Origin of the sequence: Brevibacillus sp. 7WMA2 (assembly GCF_010748895.1) — a bacterium.
Lineage (GTDB): Bacteria > Bacillota > Bacilli > Brevibacillales > Brevibacillaceae > Brevibacillus_B > Brevibacillus_B halotolerans.
This window is the reverse complement of sequence record NZ_CP048799.1, coordinates 5,233,394-5,258,590: the sequence shown is the minus strand read 5'-3', so window position 1 is coordinate 5,258,590 and position 25,197 is coordinate 5,233,394. Positions and strand designations below refer to the sequence as shown.

General features: G+C 41.6%; 21 protein-coding genes and 1 other annotated feature. Of the genes, 5 read left to right on the top strand and 16 right to left on the bottom strand.

Going from position 1 to position 25,197, the window contains the following annotated elements; all coding sequences use genetic code 11:
- Nucleotides 1-28: 28 nt before the first annotated feature.
- The 7 genes from GOP56_RS22705 to gpr form a co-directional block, all read right to left on the bottom strand.
- Nucleotides 29-1,033, bottom strand: coding sequence for an ABC transporter permease (locus tag GOP56_RS22705; protein ID WP_163246702.1), 1,005 nt, complete (start codon nucleotides 1,031-1,033; stop codon nucleotides 29-31).
- 111 nt (nucleotides 1,034-1,144) lie between these two features.
- Nucleotides 1,145-2,779 carry an ABC transporter substrate-binding protein gene (locus tag GOP56_RS22700; RefSeq protein ID WP_163246701.1) on the bottom strand — a complete coding sequence of 545 codons (1,635 nt, stop codon included), beginning with the start codon at nucleotides 2,777-2,779 and terminating at the stop codon, nucleotides 1,145-1,147.
- Between the two features lie 183 nt (nucleotides 2,780-2,962).
- Nucleotides 2,963-3,931 (bottom strand): ABC transporter ATP-binding protein, encoded by a 969-nt coding sequence (locus GOP56_RS22695; RefSeq protein ID WP_163246700.1) that lies wholly within the window; start codon nucleotides 3,929-3,931, stop codon nucleotides 2,963-2,965.
- An 18-nt stretch (nucleotides 3,932-3,949) separates the two neighbouring features.
- On the bottom strand, nucleotides 3,950-4,921 hold the full coding sequence (locus GOP56_RS22690; protein ID WP_163246699.1) for an ABC transporter ATP-binding protein: 972 nt from the start codon (nucleotides 4,919-4,921) through the stop codon (nucleotides 3,950-3,952).
- 254 nt (nucleotides 4,922-5,175) lie between these two features.
- The gene (locus GOP56_RS22685; RefSeq protein WP_003343099.1) at nucleotides 5,176-5,481 is read right to left on the bottom strand and encodes a DUF3679 domain-containing protein; all 306 of its coding nucleotides are present in this window, start codon (nucleotides 5,479-5,481) and stop codon (nucleotides 5,176-5,178) included.
- Nucleotides 5,482-5,489: 8 nt separating this feature from the next.
- Nucleotides 5,490-6,686, bottom strand: coding sequence for a stage II sporulation protein P (spoIIP, locus tag GOP56_RS22680; RefSeq protein WP_240470109.1), 1,197 nt, complete (start codon nucleotides 6,684-6,686; stop codon nucleotides 5,490-5,492).
- 141 nt (nucleotides 6,687-6,827) lie between these two features.
- On the bottom strand, nucleotides 6,828-7,931 hold the full coding sequence (gene gpr / locus GOP56_RS22675) for a GPR endopeptidase (RefSeq protein ID WP_003343102.1): 1,104 nt from the start codon (nucleotides 7,929-7,931) through the stop codon (nucleotides 6,828-6,830).
- Nucleotides 7,932-8,175: 244 nt separating this feature from the next.
- On the opposite strand from gpr, the gene rpsT reads away from it, so the two are divergent.
- Nucleotides 8,176-8,451, top strand: coding sequence for a 30S ribosomal protein S20 (gene rpsT, locus GOP56_RS22670; RefSeq protein ID WP_003338252.1), 276 nt, complete (start codon nucleotides 8,176-8,178; stop codon nucleotides 8,449-8,451).
- Between the two features lie 545 nt (nucleotides 8,452-8,996).
- Here the strand turns inward: rpsT and holA are convergent.
- From holA to GOP56_RS22650, 4 genes are all read right to left on the bottom strand, one after another.
- Entirely contained in the window at nucleotides 8,997-10,040 is a 1,044-nt protein-coding gene (gene holA / locus GOP56_RS22665) for a DNA polymerase III subunit delta (RefSeq protein ID WP_022585864.1), read from the bottom strand.
- Between the two features lie 503 nt (nucleotides 10,041-10,543).
- Nucleotides 10,544-11,839: a hypothetical protein gene (locus GOP56_RS22660; protein ID WP_163246698.1), complete on the bottom strand. Its 1,296-nt coding sequence runs from the start codon at nucleotides 11,837-11,839 to the stop codon at nucleotides 10,544-10,546.
- On the bottom strand, nucleotides 11,836-12,384 hold the full coding sequence (locus tag GOP56_RS22655) for an RNA polymerase sigma factor (RefSeq protein ID WP_003338255.1): 549 nt from the start codon (nucleotides 12,382-12,384) through the stop codon (nucleotides 11,836-11,838). Before GOP56_RS22655 ends, GOP56_RS22660 begins: the two co-directional genes overlap by 4 nt.
- A gap of 69 nt (nucleotides 12,385-12,453) precedes the next feature.
- A complete protein-coding gene (locus tag GOP56_RS22650; protein WP_254068510.1) occupies nucleotides 12,454-14,868 on the bottom strand; it encodes a DNA internalization-related competence protein ComEC/Rec2 in 2,415 nt (804 codons plus the stop codon).
- Between the two features lie 154 nt (nucleotides 14,869-15,022).
- Here GOP56_RS22650 and GOP56_RS22645 point away from each other — a divergent pair, with 154 nt between their 5' ends.
- The 4 genes from GOP56_RS22645 to comER all read left to right on the top strand — a co-directional run bounded on the left by GOP56_RS22645 (nucleotide 15,023) and on the right by comER (nucleotide 19,707).
- Entirely contained in the window at nucleotides 15,023-15,454 is a 432-nt protein-coding gene (locus GOP56_RS22645; protein WP_096886975.1) for a deoxycytidylate deaminase, read from the top strand.
- Nucleotides 15,455-15,723: 269 nt separating this feature from the next.
- Nucleotides 15,724-17,649: an asparagine synthase (glutamine-hydrolyzing) gene (asnB, locus tag GOP56_RS22640; RefSeq protein WP_003343116.1), complete on the top strand. Its 1,926-nt coding sequence runs from the start codon at nucleotides 15,724-15,726 to the stop codon at nucleotides 17,647-17,649.
- 101 nt (nucleotides 17,650-17,750) lie between these two features.
- The gene (locus GOP56_RS22635) at nucleotides 17,751-18,563 is read left to right on the top strand and encodes a ComEA family DNA-binding protein (RefSeq protein ID WP_163246697.1); all 813 of its coding nucleotides are present in this window, start codon (nucleotides 17,751-17,753) and stop codon (nucleotides 18,561-18,563) included.
- Between the two features lie 319 nt (nucleotides 18,564-18,882).
- Complete coding sequence (gene comER, locus GOP56_RS22630; protein ID WP_163246696.1) at nucleotides 18,883-19,707, top strand: late competence protein ComER; 825 nt, start codon at nucleotides 18,883-18,885, stop codon at nucleotides 19,705-19,707.
- 299 nt (nucleotides 19,708-20,006) lie between these two features.
- On the opposite strand, the gene leuS is transcribed toward comER, so the two are convergent.
- The 5 genes from leuS to GOP56_RS22605 all read right to left on the bottom strand — a co-directional run bounded on the left by leuS (nucleotide 20,007) and on the right by GOP56_RS22605 (nucleotide 25,183).
- Complete coding sequence (gene leuS / locus GOP56_RS22625; protein WP_163246695.1) at nucleotides 20,007-22,478, bottom strand: leucine--tRNA ligase; 2,472 nt, start codon at nucleotides 22,476-22,478, stop codon at nucleotides 20,007-20,009.
- Between the two features lie 151 nt (nucleotides 22,479-22,629).
- Nucleotides 22,630-22,888 (bottom strand) — a binding site (T-box leader).
- A gap of 39 nt (nucleotides 22,889-22,927) precedes the next feature.
- Nucleotides 22,928-23,671 carry a class I SAM-dependent DNA methyltransferase gene (locus GOP56_RS22620; protein WP_003338263.1) on the bottom strand — a complete coding sequence of 248 codons (744 nt, stop codon included), beginning with the start codon at nucleotides 23,669-23,671 and terminating at the stop codon, nucleotides 22,928-22,930.
- A 9-nt stretch (nucleotides 23,672-23,680) separates the two neighbouring features.
- Nucleotides 23,681-24,031, bottom strand: a complete 351-nt coding sequence (rsfS, locus tag GOP56_RS22615; protein ID WP_003338264.1) for a ribosome silencing factor — start codon at nucleotides 24,029-24,031, stop codon at nucleotides 23,681-23,683.
- An 11-nt stretch (nucleotides 24,032-24,042) separates the two neighbouring features.
- The gene (gene yqeK, locus GOP56_RS22610) at nucleotides 24,043-24,612 is read right to left on the bottom strand and encodes a bis(5'-nucleosyl)-tetraphosphatase (symmetrical) YqeK (RefSeq protein WP_003338265.1); all 570 of its coding nucleotides are present in this window, start codon (nucleotides 24,610-24,612) and stop codon (nucleotides 24,043-24,045) included.
- Nucleotides 24,593-25,183 (bottom strand): nicotinate-nucleotide adenylyltransferase, encoded by a 591-nt coding sequence (locus tag GOP56_RS22605; protein ID WP_101667705.1) that lies wholly within the window; start codon nucleotides 25,181-25,183, stop codon nucleotides 24,593-24,595. Before GOP56_RS22605 ends, yqeK begins: the two co-directional genes overlap by 20 nt.
- Nucleotides 25,184-25,197: the final 14 nt, after the last annotated feature.

The following is a 25,197-nucleotide window of genomic DNA, read 5'->3' as shown; positions in this document are numbered from 1 at the left end:
GTTACTTGCACCACTGTTGCCCCCCCCCTTAGCGATATTTAATACGTGGATCAACATAGGCATAGAGTAAATCCACAATTAAGTTGATCAATACGAAAATAAAAGCAATCACAAGAATGCCGGATTGGATAACGGGATAGTCACGGTTGCCAATCGCTGTATAAATGTAACGCCCGATCCCCGGCCAGCCAAAAATAGTTTCCGTAAGAATAGCTCCGCCTAAAAGCATTCCTAACTGTAAGCCAATTACTGTCAAAATCGGAATCAAAGCATTTTTTAGCGCGTGCTTGTACACCACGAAAAACTGAGCTAATCCTTTGGCACGGGCAGTACGAATGTAATCAGAACGCATCACTTCCAGCATGCTGGAACGCGTAATTCGAGCAAAGATAGCCATTGGAATAGTTCCTAGTGCAATGCCAGGTAAGATAAGGTGCAAGATCACATCCTTGAATTGATCCCATCTCCCACTAATGATCGTATCGAGTAGATAAAAATGGGTAATCGCCTCTACAGCATCACGCGGATTATCCCGCCCTACTGAAGGTAACCATTTTAATTCCTGTGCAAAATACCACTGCTCCATTAACCCTAGCCAAAAAACGGGCATAGAAACACCAATCAAAGCAATGAGCATGCATACATAATCAAACCAAGAATTTTGTTTCCAAGCAGAAATAATTCCAGCATTAATCCCTACAACAAGAGCAAACAACAAGCTGACAATAGCTAATTCGGTAGTAGCAGATAAATAAGGAACGATCTCCTTGGCAATAGCTGCTTTCGTATGAAGTGATACGCCTAAATGACCTGTCAGTACATCTTTAAGATAAGAAAAATATTGAATGTACCATGGATGATTTAATCCTAATTGTTCACGGAGTTCTTCAACGGCACTCGGACTAGCCTTCTCTCCTAAAATCGTTAAGGCTGGGTCCCCAGGGATGGCGTGAATAATGGAAAACACGATAATAGACATGCCCAAAAATACAGGGATCAGCATGAGCAAGCGTCGTATAGTGTAAGCTAGCAAATACCATCTCCTCGCTTTCCTTGCTTGTGTATTAAAACGATAGCGGATAAATGAATGGGAAAAGAAAAGGGTAAGAGGAAAGCTCAGCTCCTACCCTTTTACATATGAAACCTATTCAATATCCACCTCTTCTAAGCTTTCATTACCTTTGGGATGTGGCACATAGCCCTTAACAGTTGCTTTCGCTGCAATTGGAGGTGTCGAATGCACCAATGGGATGAGAATTGCTTGATCAAAGATGATTTGTTGAACCTCGTTGTAAATTGCAGTACGTTTTGCAACGTCCACCTCAGATTGCGCCTTCACCAGCAGGTCAGTAACCTTCTCATCTTTGTAGAAGGAACGGTTACTACCACCTATATTATTTTTATTAAAGTGATTGTTTAGGAAGTTATCAGGGTCGCCATTATCTCCAGTCCAGCCAAGCAGATAAAGCTCCTGTTCCCCTTTTCTGGTTTTATCTAAATAAGTTGCCCAATCCATAGAAACGATTTCGGCATCAATACCAATTTTCTTAAAGTCCTGCTGTATCGCTTCAGCCATTTTTGGACCATTAATAATGTATGGACGCGGTACTGGCATTGCCCAGAATTTCACTTTGAACCCATTTGGATACCCTGCCTCGGTCAGTAACTGCTTTGCTTTTTCTAGGTTATATTCGCGATCCTTAATTTGATCATTATGACTCCAAATGGAGGGAGGCAGCGGATTAGTAGCAGGCTGGGCAAAACCGCTGTAGAAGGCTTCGATCATACCTTGCTTATCTATGGCATGCCCCATTGCTTGGCGTACCTTCACATTGTCTAAAGGTTTTTTCTCAATGTTAAAGCCTAGCCAGCCAGCATTCATAGAAGGACGGATAAATAACTGTAGATCTTTATTTTCCTTCACAGGCTTCGCATCATCAGGATTTAAACCATCCATAATGTCTATCTCCCCAGATGTAAGCGCTGTTAAACGAGCGGAGTTGTCTGGAATCACCTTAAAAATAACTTTGTCTAGCTTAGGAAGACCTTTTTGCCAATAATCTGGATTTTTCGCAATCGCAATACTATCATTTCGGTTCCATTTCTCGAATTTGAATGGACCAGTTCCAACAGGCTTCTCATTAAATTCCTTTGTCCCCTTCTTCACTGCATCTGGTGAAGCGATAGCAAACGGGAACATGCCTAGATTCTGCATAAGAGGTGCTAGAGGACGATTCAATGTAAGGACGATCGTGTACTCATCCTTCACATCTACAGAAGCGATGACATGGTCCTTGTCGCCTTTATAGCCGCCAAACATGTCATTATAATATTCATAGCCTTCTTTATCGTGGTATGGATTGCTTTTATCCATCCAACGTTCAAAGTTAAATTTAACAGCCTCTGCATTAAAAGGTGTCCCATCATGGAAGGTAACTCCTTTTCGCAAATAGAAGGTGTATTTCTTACCATCCGTAGTAATATCCCACTTTTCAGCAAGTCCTGGTATCACTTCTGTATTTTCTTTTTTGTATTTTACCAGTGTTTCCATAATGTTTTCTGTAACTCGCGCCGACTCTCCATCGGTAATCGTGATTGGGTCAAGACCTACAGAATCTCCACCGCGCCCCACAATTAGGGTTTTTCCATCTTTTTTGGTGTCTGCTGTCTTTGTTTCCCCTTGTTTGGCGGCTTCGTTTGTATTACTTCCACAGGCAGTCAATGCTACAGAAAAAGCCATTATTCCGCAAAGAGCCGCTGCCAGCTTCCTTTTTTTCATATTTTAATCCCCCTTGTTTTCTATTTTCATGAACAGAAAGCAACATATCTCCATTGCTTCCTTGCTTCATGCATTCTTGACGTTTCCTGCCTGTAACAAATCCATGTAAAAAAGAGGTTTTGTCAAAACAGTACGTTCTTTTTATAAAAATATGCTCATTTATTTTTCATAAAATTTTGAATATTAACTATATAAGTGACAGGCTACCAGATGATTTTCTCTCGATGCAAGCATTTCAGGACGTTTTTCCCTGCATACATCCATCACATGAGGACATCGCGTATGAAATGTACAACCTGACGGTGGATTAGCTGGGCTTGGTAAATCACCCTGCAAAATAATCCTTTCCTGTTTTTTATCAGGATCCGCTACAGGTACGGCTGACAGCAATGCTTTTGTATATGGATGCAAAGGGTTCGTATACAGCTCATCTTTATCCGCGAGCTCTGCAATGCGGCCCAAATACATAACACCTACACGATCACTAATGTGTCGAACCACACTTAGATCATGAGCAATGAATAAATACGTCAGGTTAAATTCTTTTTGTAAATCCTGCATAAGATTAAGCACCTGTGATTGAACAGATACATCCAAGGCGGATACTGGCTCGTCAGCCACAATTAATTTGGGATTTAAAATCAGTGCACGAGCAATTCCGATTCGCTGACGCTGTCCTCCGCTAAATTGGTGAGGATAACGTCCCGCATGATAGCTAGATAGTCCGACTACCTCTAGTAATTCATGAACACGCTTACTCCGTTCTTTGGAGGAATTGATCCCATGAACAATCAGAGGTTCTTCTAAAATTTTTCCGACTGTATGACGTGGATTTAAAGACGCAAATGGGTCCTGAAAAATAATCTGCATATCCTTACGAATTTCCCGTACTTCCTCTCTTTTCATCCGGGCCACATTTTTTCCTTCAAATAGCACTTCACCACTTGTTGGTTCTATTAATCGGAGTATAGATCTACCTGTTGTAGACTTGCCACACCCGCTTTCTCCTACCAATCCTAAGGTCTCCCCTCTCTTCACCCGAAAAGAGACATCATCAACCGCTTTTACTGCACCGATTTCTCTGGCAAAAACTCCACCCGTGATTGGGTAGTATTTTTTCAAACGATTCACTACTAATAACTCCTCCACCAATCTGCCCCCCTACCGATGTTATTGTTCATGTAGAAAACAGCGCGCTCGATGTTCTGTTCCCACTTCCAATAGCTGCGGCATCGTCATCCGGCATTTGTCTGTCACATATTCACAACGCGGTGCAAATCGACAGCCCTCTTTAATCGTGCCTGGCAGTGGAACATTACCTGGGATGGAATAAAGACGCTCCTTCTTTTCTTCTAAGTGCGGAATAGATTGGAGTAAGCCCTGCGTATATGGATGTTTCGGATTCTTCAGAATATTTCTGACATCTCCTTCTTCCACCACATTTCCGCTATACATCACAACCACTCTGTGGCACATTTCTGCCACTACCCCTAGATCGTGGGTGATCAACATGATTGCGGTTCCCATATCCTCATTTAGACTGCGCATCAAGTCAAGTATTTGAGCTTGAATGGTAACATCAAGAGCAGTAGTGGGCTCGTCTGCAATCAATAATTGCGGGCTACAGGCCATCGCCATCGCAATCATGACACGCTGACGCATTCCACCAGATAATTGATGTGGATACTCATGAATAATTTCCTCAGCACGCGGAATCCCCACACAATGTAGCATCTCGATGGCACGCTTTGTTGCTTCTTTTTTAGAAGCTTTTTTGTGTAGAATAACAGCTTCTCTAATCTGATCACCAATTTTGTAAACGGGATTCAGTGAAGTCATTGGCTCCTGAAAAATCATTGCGATTTCGTTTCCTCGAATCTCTCGCATTCGTTTTTCGCTGGCAGTTAACAGGTTTTCCCCTTTAAACAAAATGTTACCGCCCACAATTTTTCCCGGAGGATTAGGTACTAATCGCATGACAGATAGTGACGTAACGCTCTTGCCACAGCCTGACTCACCTACAATACCTAACACTTCACCTTTGTTGATGGATAAATTAACTCGATCAACGGCCGGAACTCGTCCACGATCCGTAAAAAAATGGGTCTCTAGATTCTCAATGTGCAAAATCTTTTGCGTCAAAGGGACCGCACCTCTCTATACCATTGTTCTTATGGGTTATTTTTTGATAACTTAGATAATTATTGCATTTATTTATAAAACTAGCAACATCAAAATAATATAGTATGAACAAAAATTAATTTTGTATAATTAAACCAATTATTTTTTTCCCAAAAAACTTGTACTCCAGCTAAAAAGGCAACTTGCGAACGCCTCAGCACAAATTGCCTTTCCCAATCTACCGTATTTGCTCTCATCTTGTTTCTTTACTCGCTTTATGGTTCAAAAAATCCAGAAATCCAATTTACTGTAGCTTCAGTCCCTTTTTTAATCCATCTTCCTACCGATTCCCCGGCTTCACCTACATAATTAACGACACGTTTTGGCTCTGTTCTTACTTGTTTCCCCATAACCGCTATCTCTACCTGATTATTATCAACCTTGGTAATAGCAAAGGTCTGGGATTGCTCGCGTAAGCTTCCGTCCACTTTATTGATACCCCGTTCAGCGGTTTGCATACCCAGTACAATGCCAATTAACAACAGAATCACCATACCGATAAATCGTATCGTATGCGCCATCCAAGCTCTCACTCCTTACTCTTACTACTCTTTGGTGTCTGCTCTTTGTTCACTTTCTCTGCTTTTTGGTAATACTCCGCAAAAACATCTGCAAATGCTTCCGCTGTATTATAAGATTCCTCAAGCGTGTTGTTGATTCCACCAAATTCTAGTAATAGACTACCCGGAGAGATGGACTGGTTATACTCGGCATTTCCCTCATGAGCACCTTTGGCGATTACACCACGAGATAATCCCGGGTATTTTTTCTCTACCAAAGCGTTCAATTCTTTGGCCATCCGTTCATTTTGCATGAAATTACGATTGCGTGTTCCAATGACAAATAGGATGCGGGCATACGTTTTTCCGTTTATAGTGATTGCCGTTTTAGTACGCGACACATCCCCATCGCGATGGATATCAAAATAATACTGTAAAGCAGGATTTTTTTGAGCGGCAGCTTTCACAGCTTTATATGACTCAGCATATGCCATCGGATATGTCTTTTTCTGGTCGATCAATTGCTGAATAAAATCATTTTCACTTACAATGTTATTTACCCCTTTTTCTTGTAAAAGCTTTCCGAATCGTTTGCCAACGAGCTGAATATTTTTTGTTGGATGATCAACTGACGTTCCTACAGTAGGTGCTACATGCGTCCATGATTCCCGATTATGTGTATTGTAAATAAAAACACGCTTCTCTCCAGCTATGCTAGGAGGACTGGGCGTCTTCGTTTCATCCTTTTCGATTTGTCCCGGCTGTACGATGTCCCTTGCTTTTGTATGTTCTTCTCGATTCACATCCTGAACAACTGCATTCGGTGCGGCAGATTCCACGTACAAATCCACTAGCTCTAATCCTTGACCTGGCACAATAATGCGAGCATCATCGTAGGTAAGCAAGCCTGGCAGCTCTCTGCCTAACAGACTGCGTAAATCACCAGGATAAATACCGGTAATGAGTTGAAAGAAGAAGCTTTGCATCGTGGAGCTCTCAGGCTCTCCCTGGGCTTGAACGGTACGATGCAAGCTAGGGATTTCCATACCCATCGCATCGAGAAACGTAATACTTGATACGTTGGAAGCCGCTCGTTGAATGCTACTAGAGTAGAGAAAATCCTGATGATTGGGGCTTACAAGCAAAAGACTCACAAGCACAAATAACAGTGCTGTGCCGGCAGAGAGTGCAAAAAAATAGCGTTGTAATAGGGTGATCATTTTCATTTCTCCTCCTCTGACGTTTCTTTTGCATATGCTTTATAGTATGCATGTCATAGAGTAGATAGAACGATCACCCTAGTAAAATAACGTTTCGTTTTTTGCAGTTTTTTATTGGTTATTTATGGCGAAGCAGTCTACTCTTCTTTAATGTGTATAGGCACTCACATTCTCCTCAGAGACGGCTCTATGCAACGCCTGATTAAGTCCTGTAGCTACTATATTAGAAATACCCTCCATAAAATCGTCTATTTCCTTAGGTGTCACTACTAGCTCTTGCCCTAACGGACGCAGTACTTCATGAATTAACTGTCGCTTTTCATCCTCAGAGAGCTGCCCTACTAATCCCATGAAGGTTCCCCTTTTTTCCATATCAGGTAAGTCTTCCTCTGTGTAAGGTTCTTTGCGCTCAGGCATATCCGAAGCAGTAAGTCGATTAAATGCTCGATTTTGCTCCTGCATCGATTGATTAAAATGACCTAATAAATAAGTAATCGCATCATTTACAATGGTAGAAGCAAATACCACCGTTGGAACCCCTATAGAGATGACAGGAACTCCTAATGTGGCGTGGTCAATGGATTTACGCTTATTTCCTACCCCCGAACCGGGATGGATACCCGAATCGGCAATCTGAATCGTTGTATTGACACGGTGTAGGGCTCGGGATGCAAGGGCATCAATCGCGATTACAAAGTCTGGCTTGCTCTTCTCTACCACACCAAACACAATTTCACTAGTCTCAATACCCGTAATCCCTAATACACCGGGAGACAGTGCGCTAACCTCACGATATCCATCTTGAACGGATTCAGGTGCTAGCTCAAATAGATGACGAGTCACCAATAAATTTTCAACAACTTGAGGGCCTAGTGCATCAGGCGTTACATTCCAATTTCCAAGACCAATGACTAATGCCTTTTTATCCTCTGTTAATCCGAGTTCCTGCAGAAATCTAGCAAACTCTCGGGCGAATCGCTTCGTTACTATACCCTCCAGCTCTGAATCGTTATCTCTGAGTTTTGGCACTTCAATTGTCACATAATTTCCTGGGAGCTTTCCGATTTGCTTACCTGCCTCCTCATTCTCAACCTGCACTCTGGTCACGGTAATACCCGGCTCAGAGTTATCTGTTGCTAGGAAAATCCCTGGAATATCGCTTTGATTCTGCTCACAAGCTATCTCATGCGCTTCTACTGCCAGATCAGTGCGGATTGTATACTTAGCTAGATCAATGTTATGTACATCCATTCTATTCGCCTCCAAGTAGAGAAAAATAACCGTACGACAAGCTAATTTGGCTCATTCCTCTGTCCTTCTGATTAAGAACCAGATTATCATGTGTTCTGTTCTTATTTCTTACTACTAGGTTGCTTGCTTCTGTCATTTTTATTCGCAAAATCATTCCTTGCAAATGCACCAAACGCATGCTAGAATACTATTTGTTGCATTTCTTTTGCTATGGTCTTTTCTATTGTTTTAAGGAGGTGAAAGTATGCCAAACATTAAATCCGCTATCAAACGTACAAAGACGATTGAAAAACGCCGTGCTCAACGCGCTTCTCAAAAATCTGATCTTCGTACAACAATCAAGAACTTCGAAAAAGCAGTTCTTGCTTCTGACGTGGAATTAGCTAAAACAACCCTTCTTGCAGCTGTTAAGAAAATTGACAAGGCTGCTACGAAAGGTCTTATTCATAAAAACGCAGCTAATCGTCAAAAATCTCGCCTGATGAAAAAACTTAACGTTCTTACTGCTCCTGTAGCATAATTTCGTTTGACAGGCCAAAAAACCCCGCAACCTTAGGTTTGCAGGGTTTTTTATTTTAGAGGTAAGCACGCATCCTATGTCATTTTCGTGTAATGAACGAACCACTTCCGTATCGCACACAACACAAGCTTCATTAGCTTAGGAAATTTTGTTCTGCTTGCCCTATTGACACTTCCCCATTCCCCCCTACTTCAGTTGGCGGATTCCATCAATATGGATCGTCAAATTAAAAGCATACCTCCCAGCTATCAAGGATTCTATTCTCCAATGCGACATAGCTAACAGCACGGACTTTTTACCAAGATTCCCTTTCTCATCTCCTGACAACTGAACTTGATCTTGTTGTAAGTTTAGCCATAAAAAACTACACCCCCTAAAGTTCATCGGATAACCTCAGGGCTTTTTCCAATGTCTACTTTAAGGGGTGCACTTCAAGTGTCTGCACCCTGTAGAGCTATCTTATTCTGCTAACATAAAACACAATGCTTGTACTTACGATTTTGCTAATAGACGAGTCCCTCATGTCTGGAAAAGCTATCTAGGCTTTATCGTTGTAGCTCTTGTCCTACCTTCGCAATAAATACCTCCAGAGCTAATCTCTTGTCGGTCTGTCCTGATTTCATCCGGTAATCCTCTTCTGCGAGGATTCCTAGCAACCGGCGTAAACTAGCCTCCGAAAAATGTCTGGCTTGCTCCAGCGCCTTTTTAACGGCATAAGGATGCATTTTTAACATACCAGCTAGCTGCTGCTGCGTATAGCCTAGTGGAGCACGCGTCTTCACATGGTATATCAATCTAAATTGTCTCGCTAATAACGCCATCAACTTAATCGGCTCTTCTCCCATTTTCAAGCAATCATATAGGGTGCGAAACGCATCTGTTACTCTACCAGTAACAACGGCTTCAACCAGAAAAAAAACATCCTGCTCTAACGTTCGTGAGGCCAAAAGCTCAATTGTCTCACGAGTAATTTCCCCCGTTTGATTATCGCCTTTCTTTACATAGAGCGCCATTTTTTCGATCTCTTTGACTAATAACCGTAATTCTGAACCAACACGCTCTGCCAGCAACATAGCATTTTCTCGTTCAATCTGTGCACCAAAGCGTTGTGCCGTCCGTTCAATCCATCCATATAAATCTGTATCCTGCAATGTTTGAAACCCTAGAACAACAGCGCGTTGTTGCAGTTGCTTTGTTAATTTTTTACGTTCATCCAGCTTATCGGCCTGTACATCCAACACGAGAGAACTGCTTGGAGTCGGGTCCTTTAAGTAATCCAGGAGGACATCTGTGTTATGCTCGATTTTACTTGGTGGTTTTGCTCCGGTTAAAAAATAAGCATTACTGGCAATTACCAAACGATAGTCAGACAAAAATGGTAAGGTATTGGCTTCTACTAACATGTCTTCTAAAGGTGTCTGAGCACAATCGTACATTCCTATATTTAAATCAGCGTATGTCGGGTCAATTATCTCGTTACGAAGCAAGGTCATAAATTCCTCTTTTAGATACGTCTCCGGCCCATAAAGTACATATACCGGAGCAAATCGCTTCTGTTTAATCTCCCGCATCGCCGTGCGTAACGGCATTCCGATCTCTCCTTTGTTACTCGCTATTTCCTCTATTTTTTTCTTACTTTAATTATAACACGCTTAGGCTTGCACGCAAAAAAACCACGACCTCGTCAGCCATGGTTTAACCAAGCAACATTCGCTTTTATGTAAACGCTAGAGAGAAAACCCCGGATGTTTTCTCTCTATACGGGAAGCAGGGGGTGCTTGATACTTTATCTTACGCGAAACGCACTTTTTGGTGTCAGTCTTCTGCAAAATTTGGCGTTCGTCCTATCTTCACATAATGAGTCAGCCTAAAATGCAGGAAGGAAGCCTATGCTATCCCCAAGCTTCGAAATACTTATCGTTCATTAATGAAAAACAGCCTATTGTCATTATAACTGAGGGTTGTTTTTTTAGCCCGTTCTCTTTCACCCAATGGCCCCTGAATGCAAGAATATACTCTGCTCTTTTTGTATAAGCATTCTTGAAACGGTGCCTCCTGATTTCCAGTAGCTGCTGGCTATTTATACCCAATCTTATTTCTGCCAATTCCAGCCATTTTGTTGATTGGTCCACTCTTCTAGGTGCTTTTCTGTGTCTTTTCGTTGCTTTTCCTGCTGCTTCTCCCATTCTTTCATCTGTTTTTCCCATTCTTTTTGTAGTTCTTTTTGCTTCTTCTCTAATTCTTTTTGCTGTTTTTCTAATTCTTTTTGCTTATCTTTAGCTTGCTGCTCCGCTCTTTGCTTTTTTTCTTCTTCTCGTTTTTTCTGTTCCTTCAGCGCCCGCTCAATGGCATTTTGAATAACCTTCTCTAAATCCTTCTGATTTTTAACATTTTGCAGATCAGGATGCTCCTGTAAAAATTCCTGCACTTCTTTAGACGCTTCCTCCCATGCTTGAATTTTGCCCTCTTGATCCAGCTTATTGTAGTTATCCACCTGATCAGGAATCAAGGAGAAAAGTGCCCCTTCTGATATCGACTGCTCATGGGCAGATGCTTGTTTATCAGAAGCCGAAGTGTGATTATCCTTTATTTTAGGAGAAATAGCAATCTCGTGCTGTGTTTGATTCTCATCTGTTTGGTTACCACCCTTCAGACGACCGTCCGTCTGTCCCATTGCTACACTAGTTTCAGTATCAGACTTACTGTCGCTAGATCCGCCCTGGTGGTGATCCGGTTTATTCTCTTTTTGCTTTTGTTCTCCTTTTAATTCAGTCGAGGTGTCATTTGGTGTAACATCTGGCACCTCTTTTGAAGCATCTTGTGGATTTTGGTCCTTCTCATCGTCAGTTGTTTTTTTATCAGTAGGTGTAGATTTAGGTTTTTCTGTTTTTGGGGTTTCCTTAACGATCGGGTCACCTGATGAATTTTTGGATACATTCTCTTGTACATGACCAGAAGCTCCATTCGTAAGAGCAATTGGCTCATTTTTGTCCTTATTGGCCATAACAAAAATTCCCAACAGCAAGCAAGCTGCCGCAACACCGCTTCCTACCTTTGCCATCCACAATGGCAAACGGCGTTTTTTACCTACTGATTTGTCTTCTGTCTGTTTTAACTCTAGACGAGGTAGTTCCGTCTGTGTAACAGCCGCTGGTTCAGGGGTTTCTCGGGACTGCTCCAGTTGAGGTAAGAGCGCATCAACAATACTAAACGGTGGTGTAACTCTTGGTAGATTTGTCAATCCATCAGAAACCTTTTTTAAACGTTCGTACTGGAGCATATACTCTGGATTTTCAGCTAACTTCGCTTGTAAAATTCGTTTTTCTTCCTCAGACAAATCATCGTCCAAATCTCTTTGCATCCATTCATGGATGTCATCCTGCGTCATCCTCTTATCCCCCCCTTCTCATACTCCTGCAGCAGTGTCTGCAATTGATGTCTAGCCCTAAACAGATAAGATTTTACCGTATTGAGCGGTACGTCCAAGGTATCAGCAATTTCTTGATAGGAAAAATCCTGCAAATAGCGAAGTACAACAACTACTCGATAATGCTCCGGTAATTTGGCAATTGCTCGATGAACATCCTCTGACATGCTATGCAACAAAATCGTATCTTCAACATTTTGTTTGTCTTGTAGCGTCAGTTCGTATTCATCGATGGATAATGTCTCCTTTTTTGCCCGAAAACGATCCATGCAAATGTTGCTGACAATACGTTGAACCCATGTGGTAAATTTGGCTTTTTCCTGAAAGGTGCCAATTTTTCTAAAGACGCGTAATAAAGCTTCCTGGGCTACATCCATTGCATCATGTTCGTTACCCGTAATATAGAAAGCACTCCGATACACGGTGTTTTCAATGGAGCGAAGCAGTTCCACCAAAGCTTCTTGATCTCCTGCCTGCGCCTTTTTGATCAGGTCAGCTTCAATCATTAGCGCTCTCTCCTTCCTTTCAGACGTAGGCAACTTCATGAAAGTTGCAAACATAATCCATCATTGTAATTATTCTGGTTGTAATGTAGGAGTAACTTTATATCCATTTTCATTAATTGTAACAGTAATCGCTCCATGATGATCAGTGCGATAAATCTGTGTATTCCGTTGTTTAAAACGCTCTATTACTTGCTCAGATGGATGATGGTATCGATTGTTAGTTCCTACTGAAATCAATGAAACACTAGGAGTAATCGCATGTAAGAATTCCTCACTGCTAGAAGTCTTGCTCCCGTGATGCCCTACCTTTAGAAGATCAATAGGAGGTAATGTATAGCGTCGTAACAATTCTTGTTCTCCCGATTCTTCCAAATCGCCTGTTAACAATATGTTTACACCATATGCAGACAAGAGCAGCACAACAGAAGCATTATTCTCAGAGCTCCCTTGTGTCCTTTTAGGATCAGGCGATAGCCAGGTCCATGTAACCTGCGGATTATCCTGCCAGGTATAGCCTGAATATCCAGTATGCATTCTGATTTGTTCACTATGTAAAGCTTGAAACCATTCTGCCTCAGCCTTAGGTTGTCTACCATTGGTAAGGACACGATCCACCTTCAGAGCAGGCAACAAGGCTTTTACCCCTCCTACATGATCATGGTCCCCATGTGTCAGCACAAGACAGTTGATGCGTTCCACTCCTTTAGAGCGCAAATAAGGCACTACAACATCCTTTCCGACTTCAAATGGATTTCTACGTTTTTGCCAAGGCTCTCTTCCAAAGGAGATCGTTCCTCCTGCATCTATTACATATACAAAAGAATTGTCTATCTCAACTATTATAGAGTCTCCTTGCCCCACGTCAATAATGGTAATTTCTACCTCGTCCTTTTTTCCCCATGGGTCACGAGCAATCATCACCAATAAAATGAAGAGAAAGGTCGCCATAAAAAGATCCTTTTTACGGTGATAGCCTAAATGCCACATTGCCCAAAAACCAACGCAAAAGCCCATATATAGTACGTGCCACCACCAAACAGGATGTGACCAATGCCGCAAGGGAATTTTTGTTTGGTGGAGAAATGTAAGAAAGGAATGAACAAAGGATAAAAGATAATCAGCTACAACAGAAGGTATGTAAGTTAATGCAATATGAATATGAGAAAAAAATAGCAGGATGTAGCCAAGCGGCAAAATAATATACGAATAGACAGGTACTAATAATACATTAACCAGCCATGAAATCGGTGAAAACAAATGAAAATAATGAATGAGAAAGGGAAATGAAATTAGTTGCGAAACTAGTGTGACGGCTAAAGTAGAAACCAACCATTTTGGCATAGGCCATTCCAATTGGACTAGCAACGGTACAAATACTAATAATCCCATCGTAATAAAAAAAGATAATTGAAATCCTAGATGAAATAATTGATATGGGTCGTAGATTAACATAATAAGCCCAGTGACACCAAGTATTTCTAGGCCCTGCGCAGATTTTTCTTGAGATCGTGCTAATAACCCAAGAATCCCCATACAGCCTGATCGTACGGCTGATACCCCCATACCCACTAGCCCTATATACATCAAAATAAATAGTATTCCTATCACATAAGAAATCTTTGTGGGAACACCAATCTTTTGTACAATCCATAAAAAGCCGCTAGACACGATTGTGATATGTAAGCCGGAAATGGCAAGCACATGAATAAATCCTAAATCAGCATAAACTGTTTGAAGATCAGCTTCTACCTCTGATTGCTGACCTAATAAAAGTGATTTGAAAAACCCAATGTTTTCAGGCTCCATACTTAGCTTTTCTAATTGTCTGGCTTCTTCTTTTTGCCATCTAGTAAAAAAAGCCCGCCAATCCCCTTCTCCCTCCTCAACCTCTATATCCGTAACATCCATATCAACTATTACTGCTACTTTTTGATACCGAAGATAGGATCTGTAATCGAACGCATGTGGATTACGAGCTGTACCTGGGAGCTTTATTGTAGCCTGTGCCTGAAAGGAATTACCCGAATGCCAGCCTTCTATAGTATTAATTTGCTCCTCATGCTGTAGCTTGAGACGAATAAGAACTCGCTCATTTAAATCTGTTGTCTGGTATGCGGTTTTCATTCTCTGTTTTCTGTTCACATTGTTAATTCGTGCATAGAACCTCACCAAATCGCCGTCTCGCTCGACGGGAGAATCAATTTTTCCCTCTAGGAAAACAAGCTCCTCTGCATACTGCACTAATTCAGAAGCATAACGACTATCGTACCAGCTAAAATAACAGGCACCAGCAAGGAGAGAGCCCATTAAGAGCAAGCTCCACTTCCTCATCTTGCCCTTCAACCCAATCGCGGCCAATATTAATAGAACAAATCCGATCCATAAATAAAAAGGAGGTGAAAAGAGCTTGAGCCTACCCAAATTACTAAGCCCAATCCCAATAATCCAACATAGTGATGTCAGAAAAAACTGATAGGCTGCCACCCGTTCTCCACCTTTCTCTCTATTCTCAATCCATTATAGGAGCAAGAATATGGACAAAAATAATAGAGAAAGCGGAGAGGGTTATAGTATAATAGAGCAAAATTATGATACATAGTAGTAAGAACAGTGTTCGGTGTCAAAGGAGAGAAGCAACATGGCGAGAAAAAGTTGGGATGAATATTTCCTAGATATTGCCGATCAGGTATCCACCCGTTCTACCTGCCCCCGCCTTCATGTGGGTAGCGTAATTGTAAAGGATAAACATATTATTGCAACGGGCTACAATGGCTCCATCCATGGTCACGATCATTGTGATGATGGTGGCTGTCTAATTAATGAAGCTGGACGTTGTGTGCGAACAGTGCATGCCGAGGTTAATAGTGTTTTACACGCAGATCGAGATAGTCTAAAGGGAGCTACGGCCTACGTTACACACGAGCCTTGTGAAAATTGCGCTAAAACACTCGCTCAATCAGGGATCGCACGGATCGTGTACCGTAATGCCTATCCAAATAAATGGAATGAACATTTCCTTAAAGGTATAGAGGTCGTTCACTTACCTGTTTCGGATGCAAGAAACAACTAACTAAACTACGATGTCGACATAGGTTCTCTTTCGCACAAGAGGACCTCTTATTTGTTTATCAATAAGATACAAAAGGCTAACCGAATCGAGCAAGAGAACTGACTTGTAGGCGAAACGAAAAAACATTTTACGCTCACCGTTTATATTTTGTTGTCCACTCGCCCTGCTATAATCGAGTCAACTGTCGCATTGCGCTTGCTTGGAATCCATGTTAGATTAAGATAGTGTATTTTCAGGGGACCACCCTGTGAGAGGAAGAGTCTAAGAGAATGTGTGGAATTGTTTCGTTCTTCAATAAGCATCAAGCACCTGCACAACTAGAAACGATAAAAGCAATGACCGACGTGATTTTGCACCGCGGTCCTGACGACGATGGTTTCCATGTAGAAGATAATATTGCATTAGGCTTCCGCCGTCTTAGCATCATTGACGTTGCTGGCGGTCATCAGCCTTTGTTTAATGAAACAAAAGATATCTGGATTATCGGTAACGGGGAAGTTTATAACTACAAAGAACTACAGACATGGCTAAAGGAACAAGGTCACGTGTTCCAGACCGATTCAGATATTGAGACCATTCTTCACTTGTATGAAGAGGTTGGCTTTGATGCACCGAAAAAACTTCGCGGTATGTTTGGTTTCACTATTTACGATAGCCGTAAACGTCTACTGTTTGGAGCGCGTGATCATTTTGGAATTAAACCGCTCTACTATACGGAAACGGCCGATTCAATTGCTGTAGCTAGTGAAATTAAGAGCTTGCTTGAACTGCCAGGCGTGCATCGAGCAGTCAATCAACAAGGATTTTATCATTATCTAACCTTTCAATATGTCCCTGATCCTGAGACAATGTATGAAGGAATATATCGCATCCCTCCAGGTCATTTCTTTATCATTCAAGATGATAAGCTGACACTTGAACAATATTGGGATGTTCACTTTGAACCGGATGAAAGTAAGCCATTCTCATATTTTGTAGAAGGTACCCGCTCTATTTTGCTAGATTCTGTAGATAAACACAGAGTTAGCGAGGTTTCTCGCGGTGCATTTTTATCCAGTGGTGTAGACTCCAGTAGCATCGTAGGCATGTTACGTAAGTTTGAACCAGTTAAAACCTTTTCAATTGGCTCTGATATCCCGGGATACAGCGAGCTCGATTACGCGCGCCGTACAGCAGAATATCTAGGTACAGAGCATCACGAAGTCACCATGAACGCAGAGCGTTATTTACAGGAATTGCCTCGTCTCATCTGGCATCAGGACGAACCAGTAGCAGATCCATCAGCTATTCTCCTATATTTCGTAGCAGAAATGGCTAGCGAGCACGTTACAGTTGTTCTTTCTGGTGAAGGGGCAGATGAATTCTTTGGCGGATACAACATCTATCGTGAGCCTCACTCCCTTCGGATGTTTAAGCATATGCCAGCTTGGATGAAATCCTCCATGCGTGGTGTTGCTGAACATTTGCCAGATAGCATGAAAGGGAAAAACTTCTTGATTCGCGGCTCTAAAACAGTTGAGGAGCGTTTCTTTGGAAATGCCATGATCTTCAGTGAAGAGATCAAGGAAAAAGTAGTGATGGAGAATATTAAACATGCTGGTCATTACAAATCTCCACTAGATATCACGCAAAAAATTTATCAGCGAGTCCAAGGCTATGACGATGTAACCAAAATGCAGTATTTGGATATCCATACTTGGCTTCGCGGCAACATTTTGATGAAAGCTGACAAAATGACAATGGCAAACTCTCTGGAGTTGCGTGTACCGTTCATTGATCCAAAGGTATTTGAATTCGCAGCAACTATTCCGACCAAATACAAGATTGCAGAAGGTACAACCAAGCATGTTTTAAGGGAAGCAATGAAGGATTTTTTGCCTCCTGAAATCAAGACTCGTCCTAAGCTTGGGTTCCCAGTTCCAACCCGTCATTGGTTGAAGAATGAATTCTACAAATGGGCGAAAGAATTGATTTTTGAAGCGAAAGTAGATCATTTAATTAATAAAGCTTATGTGTTGTACATGCTTGATGAGCATAAGGAAGGTCACGGTGATTATAGCCGTAAGATCTGGACCATTTTAATCTTTATGCTATGGCATCAGATTTTTATCGAGCAGAAATATTCCTTCCAGCCTTATGTAAGTCCTGCTGTTCAAATTCGCAAGCAAAACAACGCTTCAAGCATAGCAAGATAATAATCTGTAAAACCTTTCAATCTAAGTGATTGAAAGGTTTTTTTGCACTTGCCTCTATCTTTTTATACGATGTCTTTAAAGATGTGATGGAGGGATAAATCATGGTTATGGAATTGTGGGATCGTTATCAAAAATGGATTTTTGTGAGTGCTGCCCTTTTATTTATTGGACTTAGCTTCTGGATATACCCCGCCGCTGAATCCACCACTATGTCCGGACTTACTCCTGTTGCCTTCGCGGAAAAGGAAAGCACTGCTACGACCGAATTGCAAACAACTAAGCTTGCAGATTTCGAACAAAAAAATGCTACTGTGAACACTTATACAGGCTCAGATAAAAATAATGATTCTAAAGAAAAGCTCCTTTCTGATACTAGAGCTTCTGTATCCGTAGATTCCCCCCTTTCTAAAGATGAGCCAATAAGCAATATGAATCATTCCTCTTATATTGATGTAAAGGGAGCTGTCACACATCCTGGCTTATATTCTTTTGACTCAAATGAACGAGTCATGCATGTTATTCAAAAAGCTGGTGGTTTCTTAGCACAGGCTGATCAGAAGCGAGTTAATCTGGCACAAAAGCTAACGGATGGAATGGTTTTATATGTTCCTACCTTGCAAGAGTCAGCTACTTCTTTGCCTAACCAGTTTACTAATTCATCCCTTCACCCTAGCTTGCCAATTCAAAACAGTTTGCCATCTTCTTCACCCCAAGCTTCTGCTACTAAAATCAATATTAAAACCGCTACATTGGAGCAACTTATGAAATTACCAGGAATCGGAAAAACCCGAGCAGAGGATATCATTGCCTATCGCGATAAGAAGGGTTTTACTAAAATAGAAGATTTAATGAAAATTTCGGGTATAGGTAAGAAAATCTTTGAAAAAATAAAAAAGATTGCAATCTGTGAATAAATGAACCCAAATATTTAGATATATGTATTAGATGGGACGGGGCTCATGAAGAAATAAGCCTCTAGTGAGTATCCCAAAAAAATTTTTCTAAGCGAGTAGATTAAGAACGACAATTTATCAGCTTCGTAAGCTCATTTTCCCGGGGAATAAAGATATTTTTGTTATTTTATTAGATAGGTTTGTTATGGAAATAAAAACGTTACTCTCTCCAAAAAACATGAACCCCTCCTTCAGCACATAAGATGTAAAGACCTCTTTTTAGAACGAAAAATAGCATGACTTGTACCGTTCTTTACAAAAAAAATATGGAGGGATTATCATGCAACTTGGGTTTATTGGAACTGGAAGTATGGGGGGCATGCTCATACAATCTTTTATTCGATCTCAGGCTGTGTTACCCGACCAAATTAGAGCCTATAATCGAACCCCAGGAAAATTGGCACTTCTACAAGAACAATTTCCAGAATTGCAAATCGCTATGAGCAATGTTGACGTCGTTACAAATAGCGATCTGATTTTTTTATGTGTCAAGCCAAAAGAATATCGATCAGCATTAGCTGAATTCGCATCTGCTCTTTCCGGCGAACAGGTCTTGGTTACAATTACAAGTCCCATAGTAGTAGAAGACCTGGAAAAATTCGTCCCTTGTCAGGTCATACGTGCAGTTCCAAGTATCACTAATCAAGCTTTGAGTGGACTCATCTTGCTCGAATACGGTCGTTCTGCCACAGATGAGTCAAAGGATCGTTTACTCCACCTTCTATCACATATCGGCCTCCCCTTGGAAATTCAAGCTCCATTTTTACGAATCTCGGCAGATATCGCTAGTTGTGGACCTGCCTTTCTCAGCTATACACTGCAACAAATAATTCGGTCTGCGGAAGAAGAAACTGGTCTACCCCACGAAACAGCCGTTCATTTGACAACCCAAATGCTAATTGGAGTAGCTGAATTATTAAAACAAGGACATTTTACCCTACCAGAGCTACAGGCGCGTGTCTGCGTACCAGGAGGAATTACCGGAGAAGGGCTACGAATTTTACAAGGTTCCCTACCTGGGGTATTTCATCATGTATTCCGCATCACACAAAAGAAATTTGAAGAGGATCAACGAGAACTGAAGGAACAGCTGGAAAATTGGTAGTCAGTATTGGAAAGAATCATGAAAGAAAGATTTTATAGACATGGCTGTTTTAACCTATTACGTTCATCCTTACGCCAATAGCATGGGGCTTTATTATGTGGCAGATGATTTATTGACCTCGATTATTCACCTAAAATTCAATATGACTTATATGTACTACTTATTCCATGTACATAGGTAACATATAGGAGAATAAAAGAGTGTCAACAATTCGCAAAAGAAAAAAGCCCCCCTCCTATAGCTAATTTCTAGCATCAGGAGAAGAGGCTGTCTTTTTTACACGAATACGAAACAGATGATTAACCTACTACAATATTAACCAGTTTACCTGGGACAGCAATTACCTTACGAACAGTTTTACCGTCAATAAGTGCAATTCCTTTTTCATGAGCAAGTACATGCTTCTCTAGCTCATCTTTGCTAAGTCCGTTAGCGACTACCATCTTGTCACGTACTTTACCATTGATTTGGATTACGATTTCTACTTCATCCAGCACCAATGCTTTAGGATCAAATGTTGGCCATTCCTGCATGTGTATGCTACTAGTCTTACCGATCAATTGTTGCCACATTTCCTCAGAGATATGTGGTGCGATTGGTGCTAGCAGAATGATAAGAGTCTCCATGGCAAAAGCAAAGGTACCGCGGTCTGATTCTGCTGGGTAGCTGTACATCTTATTAACTAGCTCCATAATCGTACTGATCGCTGTATTAAAGGTATAACGCTCACCAATATCTTCTGTTACCTTCTTAATCGTATGATGCGTAGTACGGTACAAATCTTTGGCTGCATCATCATTCGCAGCTACTTGATAAGAAGCTTGGAATAATTCTTGATTGCTTTCTACCAAACGCCATACACGATTCAAGAAACGGAAGCTTCCTTCTACTCCAGTATCTGTCCAGTCTAGATCGCGTTCAGGTGGAGCCGCAAACAGAATAAACAAACGAACCGTATCCGCTCCATACTTCTCAATCATTTCGTCTGGGCTTACCACATTGCCTTTTGATTTAGACATTTTAGCCCCGTCTTTTAATACCATTCCTTGTGTTAACAAGCTACGGAACGGTTCGTCGAAGGACAGCATGCCTGCATCATGTAGCACTTTGGTAAAGAATCGGGAATACAACAAGTGCAGGATTGCGTGTTCAATACCGCCAATGTATTCATCGACTTGCATCCACTTGTCTGCGTTCTCTTTAGAGAAAGGCAGTTCCTTGTTGCTTGCATCAGTATATCGTAAATAATACCAAGAAGAATCGATGAAGGTATCCATTGTATCCGTCTCGCGTTTTGCTGCTCCACCACATGTTGGGCACGTGGTTTTCATGAATTCCTCAGAGCTAGTCAATGGATTCCGTTTTCCATCGATAACTACATCTTCTGGTAATAACACAGGCAGTTGTTCTTTTGGTACTGGTACTACGCCACAGCTATCGCAATAAATGATTGGAATTGGCGCGCCCCAATAGCGTTGTCGAGAAACCAGCCAGTCGCGAAGACGATAAGTGGTAGACAATCCGCCTTTACCTTGCTGTTCAAGTACATCAGCAATCGCTTTAATCGCTTCACGGTTTGGCATCCCATCAAATTGAGCAGAGTTTATTAAGGTGCCGTCTTCTGTATAAGGCGCATCGATACCAATTTCCTCAGCTAGAATTTCTGGATTTTCCGGATTAATAACTACTTTAATCGCTAAATCATACTTTTTCGCGAATGCAAAATCACGTTCATCATGGGCTGGCACACCCATTACAGCACCTGTACCGTAATCAAGCAGTACATAGTTGGCTACCCAGATCGGTACTTGCTCTCCTGTTAGAGGATGCTTCGCGTATGCTCCTGTGAACAGGCCCACTTTTTCAGCATCAGTCGCTGTACGAGTAATGTCGCTTTCTTTCTTCATTTCTTCGACAAAAGCAAGAACAGAAGCTTCTTGTTCTTTACCAGCGATCAATTTTGGTACTAATGGATGTTCCGGTGCCAATACCATATAACTTACACCATAAAGCGTGTCAGGACGAGTTGTAAATACTTTTACCTGCTCATCATTAAGCTCTGGAATTGTGAAAGTAACATTAGCTCCTTCGCTTTTCCCAATCCAGTTCTTTTGCATCGTACGTACTTTTTCCGGCCAACCAGACAATTTGTCTAAATCCGTCAACAGACGTTCTGCATAATCAGTAATACTAAAGAACCACTGTTCCAAATCCTTCTTCGTTACTTCTGAATCGCAGCGCCAGCATAAGCCATCAATTACCTGCTCATTCGCAAGCACGGTTGAGCATTCTGGGCACCAATTTACAAAAGCACGTTTGCGATATGCAAGACCTTGTTCTAGGAAAGTTAAAAATAGCCATTGCGTCCATTTATAATAATCTGGGGAGCAAGTCGCCACTTCACGACTCCAGTCAATACTTACACCCAGACGGTTTAATTGCATTTTCATAAAATCAATATTTTCATATGTCCATTTAGCTGGCTGTGCTCCGAATTTAACTGCAGCATTCTCAGCCGGCAAACCAAATGCATCCCAGCCCATTGGGTGCAATACTTGAAAACCACTCATACGCTTCAAACGAGCAATAACATCCCCGATTGAATATACACGCATATGGCCCATGTGCAAACGCCCAGATGGATACGGAAATTGCTCAAGGCAGTAAAATTTAGGCTTAGAGGAATCCTCCACCGTTTTGTTTGTTTTTTGTTCGTTCCATTTTTTCTGCCATTTGACTTCCAGCTCTTGTGGATTATACGGCATAGACATTTGCTACATCCTCCTTCTACTCTTTCACAAATCCTTCTTACATTGGTAACATGTTTAAAAGGTTACCCGCGTCTCATGATTAGCAGACAAAAAAACCGTCTTGCCCCTAAGACACACAAAAAACCTCACATCTCTAACAGCCGAAAAAGCTGCTAGGGACGAGAGGTTGTTTTTCTTCTCGCGGTACCACCCTAGTTAGCAAAGCAACAGTTTAACATGATGAAATGTTACCCAGTGCCCTACTCCCTTCCTTTTCCGTAACGTGGACAGACGCTTTTGCCTACACAACGAAAGTCTTCAGCAAAAAAGCAATGAGGGGAGTTCCAAAAAGAATCGGGTTGACTCGCACCTACCGTCAACTCTCTTATGCCGGATCTAGCTTTTGTACTAGGCCTCATTTTCGCTTTGTTCATATATGAATCGATTATAGTCGTTTTTACCGGAACATGTCAATCATGAGGACGTTTGGCTGAAAAAAATAGCCGTTCACTTTCAGCAACAGGAGGAAGATTCACAAAATCAGCAGTTAGCTTAATTTCTTCAAAGCCAGCCTCTCGTAGCCACAAAATAATCTCTGTTGGCTGATAAGCTCTTTGGTATTGTGTTTCTTCCCGTTTTTGATAGCATCCATTTTCTACCCGAATAAAGAAAGTAAGATCATGCTCTACTTCCATTCGCTCTTCATCCGTATAGCATTGCCAGATGTAATTGATCTCTTCATCTACATGCGTAAATGTGTTATTTCCAAAAAAGGTGAGAATTTTATAAGGACTATGTACATCAAAAAGGAAAGTTCCACCTGGTTTTAGATGCTGGTACACACGCTGAAACGTAGCTTGCACAGCTTCCTTTTCCGTAATATAGCTAAGGCAATCACAGAAGGAAATAACCGAATCAACCGGGCTGACAGAGAGCTCTGTCATATCTTGTTCAACCCAATTAATATCAACATGTGCTGTCTTCATTTTTTCGTAGGCAATTGCAAGCATCTCTGGCGATAAGTCAACACCGGTTACCTGATAGCCTTTTTGGGCCAGAGGAATGGCAATACTGCCTGTACCACATCCCAAGTCAAGAATTGTCTGTGGCTTACCGTGTAGCTGCCAATAATCCTCCGCCCAAACCAGCCAATCCTGATAAGGCGTATCCGCCATCAACGCATCGTAGACTGTAGCTAAATGCGTATATGACATAGCCTTTTCCTACACTTCTACAGTGACGCGAGGTGCATCAGACCATAGTTTTTCAAGATTATAGAAGTCGCGTTCTTCTTTATGGAAAACGTGAACAACTACATCTCCACAGTCAACTAATACCCAACGACCTTGTTCTTCCCCTTCAATACCACGAATATTATACCCATTTTTATGCACCTGATCACGAATTTCACGAACAATCGCCTGTACTTGACGCTCATTGTTACCGTGACAAATGATAAAACGGTCTGCCATAACTGAGATGGTGTGGATGTCAAGCACCACAATATTTTCTGCTTTTTTATCTTCACACGCTTTATATGCTAGTTGAAGTAATTGATTGTCTAATTGTACCATGAAAGGCCTCCTCATTCTATTACAAGATCATTATAAGCAAGCAAAGTGAGCGGATATACCCGCTGTTTTTTTTCAATTAAAAACCGTATTGTTCCTCCGAGCGCAAGTGCTAACGCCTGATTCAAGTCTTGCTCTGCTAGGCACCTAATGTCCTCTACACCAGGATAATTGCGATTGGGTTCAATGTAATCAGCCAGACAAACAACCTTCTCCAGCAAGGACATGTTCTCACGACCTGTTGTATGATAACGAATCGCTTGCAGTATCTCAGCATCCTGTATCTGTAGCTCCTGTTGTACCACAATCGCTCCTACAAAAGAATGCCATAATTCTTTATCCCCTGAGAGCAGATCCTGAGGTAAATCATAACGAAGAAGATAATCACGTAGCCGCGAAATCTCCCAGCATTTGCAGTAATCATGCAGCAGTCCCGCTAACTCAGCTTTGATCGGATCTGCTCCGTAGCGAATGGCCAGCTTTTTGGCTGATTCTGCGACACCTAAGGTATGCTGGTAACGCTTTTCATGCATTTGAGCTCTAACCTGCTTAAGCAAGGCTTCTCTATGTTGGATCTGCTCCATATAACCCGCTCTCCTTTATATAGCATTCCACCGCTGAAGGAACAAGATAGCGAATACTTTTTCCAATCTGGATCTGTTCGCGGACATACGTAGAAGAAAGGTCCCAAAGCGGAATCTCGATAAAATCCACATAGGTTGTCCATCTTGAAGGCTGTGGTGCGAAGTGAGGACGATGAAATCCAATAAAACGTACCAGCTTTACCAACTCTTCTATGGCATGCCACTGTGGTAGCATCTCTACCATGTCCCCTCCAATAATAAATGAGAACTCGTAAGTAGGATGTAATGTAACTAATTGTTGCATCGTGTCAACAGTGTAAGAAGGACCTTCTCGATCCAGCTCTACCGTCGTAATTCGAAACTGCGGATGATTACGTATTGCTAATCGTACCATTTCTGCTCGGTGAATAGCGTTTGCTACACTTTTTTTCTGTTGTTTATGGGGCGGAACATGAGCAGGCATAAACCAAACCTCATCAAGTTTTGCCTGCTCTCTCGCCTGCTCGGCAATTAATAAATGTGCATTATGAATTGGATCAAATGTGCCACCCATTATCCCAATACGTTTCATATGCTTTCTTTAAT

Excerpts from the sequence above, each read along its gene's own strand:
- GOP56_RS22655 (WP_003338255.1), bottom strand. The coding sequence starts at position 12,384 with ATGATTGAAGCTGACCTGATCAAAAAGGCGCAGGCAGGAGATCAAGAA.
- rpsT (WP_003338252.1), top strand. The coding sequence starts at position 8,176 with ATGCCAAACATTAAATCCGCTATCAAACGTACAAAGACGATTGAAAAA.
- leuS (WP_163246695.1), bottom strand. The coding sequence starts at position 22,478 with ATGTCTATGCCGTATAATCCACAAGAGCTGGAAGTCAAATGGCAGAAA.
- asnB (WP_003343116.1), top strand. The coding sequence starts at position 15,724 with ATGTGTGGAATTGTTTCGTTCTTCAATAAGCATCAAGCACCTGCACAA.
- spoIIP (WP_240470109.1), bottom strand. The coding sequence starts at position 6,686 with ATGAAAATGATCACCCTATTACAACGCTATTTTTTTGCACTCTCTGCC.
- yqeK (WP_003338265.1), bottom strand. The coding sequence starts at position 24,612 with ATGGAGCAGATCCAACATAGAGAAGCCTTGCTTAAGCAGGTTAGAGCT.
- GOP56_RS22660 (WP_163246698.1), bottom strand. The coding sequence starts at position 11,839 with ATGACGCAGGATGACATCCATGAATGGATGCAAAGAGATTTGGACGAT.
- GOP56_RS22685 (WP_003343099.1), bottom strand. The coding sequence starts at position 5,481 with ATGGCGCATACGATACGATTTATCGGTATGGTGATTCTGTTGTTAATT.
- GOP56_RS22635 (WP_163246697.1), top strand. The coding sequence starts at position 17,751 with ATGGTTATGGAATTGTGGGATCGTTATCAAAAATGGATTTTTGTGAGT.
- rsfS (WP_003338264.1), bottom strand. The coding sequence starts at position 24,031 with ATGGTACAATTAGACAATCAATTACTTCAACTAGCATATAAAGCGTGT.
- holA (WP_022585864.1), bottom strand. The coding sequence starts at position 10,040 with ATGCCGTTACGCACGGCGATGCGGGAGATTAAACAGAAGCGATTTGCT.
- GOP56_RS22700 (WP_163246701.1), bottom strand. The coding sequence starts at position 2,779 with ATGAAAAAAAGGAAGCTGGCAGCGGCTCTTTGCGGAATAATGGCTTTT.
- comER (WP_163246696.1), top strand. The coding sequence starts at position 18,883 with ATGCAACTTGGGTTTATTGGAACTGGAAGTATGGGGGGCATGCTCATA.
- GOP56_RS22645 (WP_096886975.1), top strand. The coding sequence starts at position 15,023 with ATGGCGAGAAAAAGTTGGGATGAATATTTCCTAGATATTGCCGATCAG.
- gpr (WP_003343102.1), bottom strand. The coding sequence starts at position 7,931 with ATGGATGTACATAACATTGATCTAGCTAAGTATACAATCCGCACTGAT.
- GOP56_RS22605 (WP_101667705.1), bottom strand. The coding sequence starts at position 25,183 with ATGAAACGTATTGGGATAATGGGTGGCACATTTGATCCAATTCATAAT.
- GOP56_RS22620 (WP_003338263.1), bottom strand. The coding sequence starts at position 23,671 with ATGTCATATACGCATTTAGCTACAGTCTACGATGCGTTGATGGCGGAT.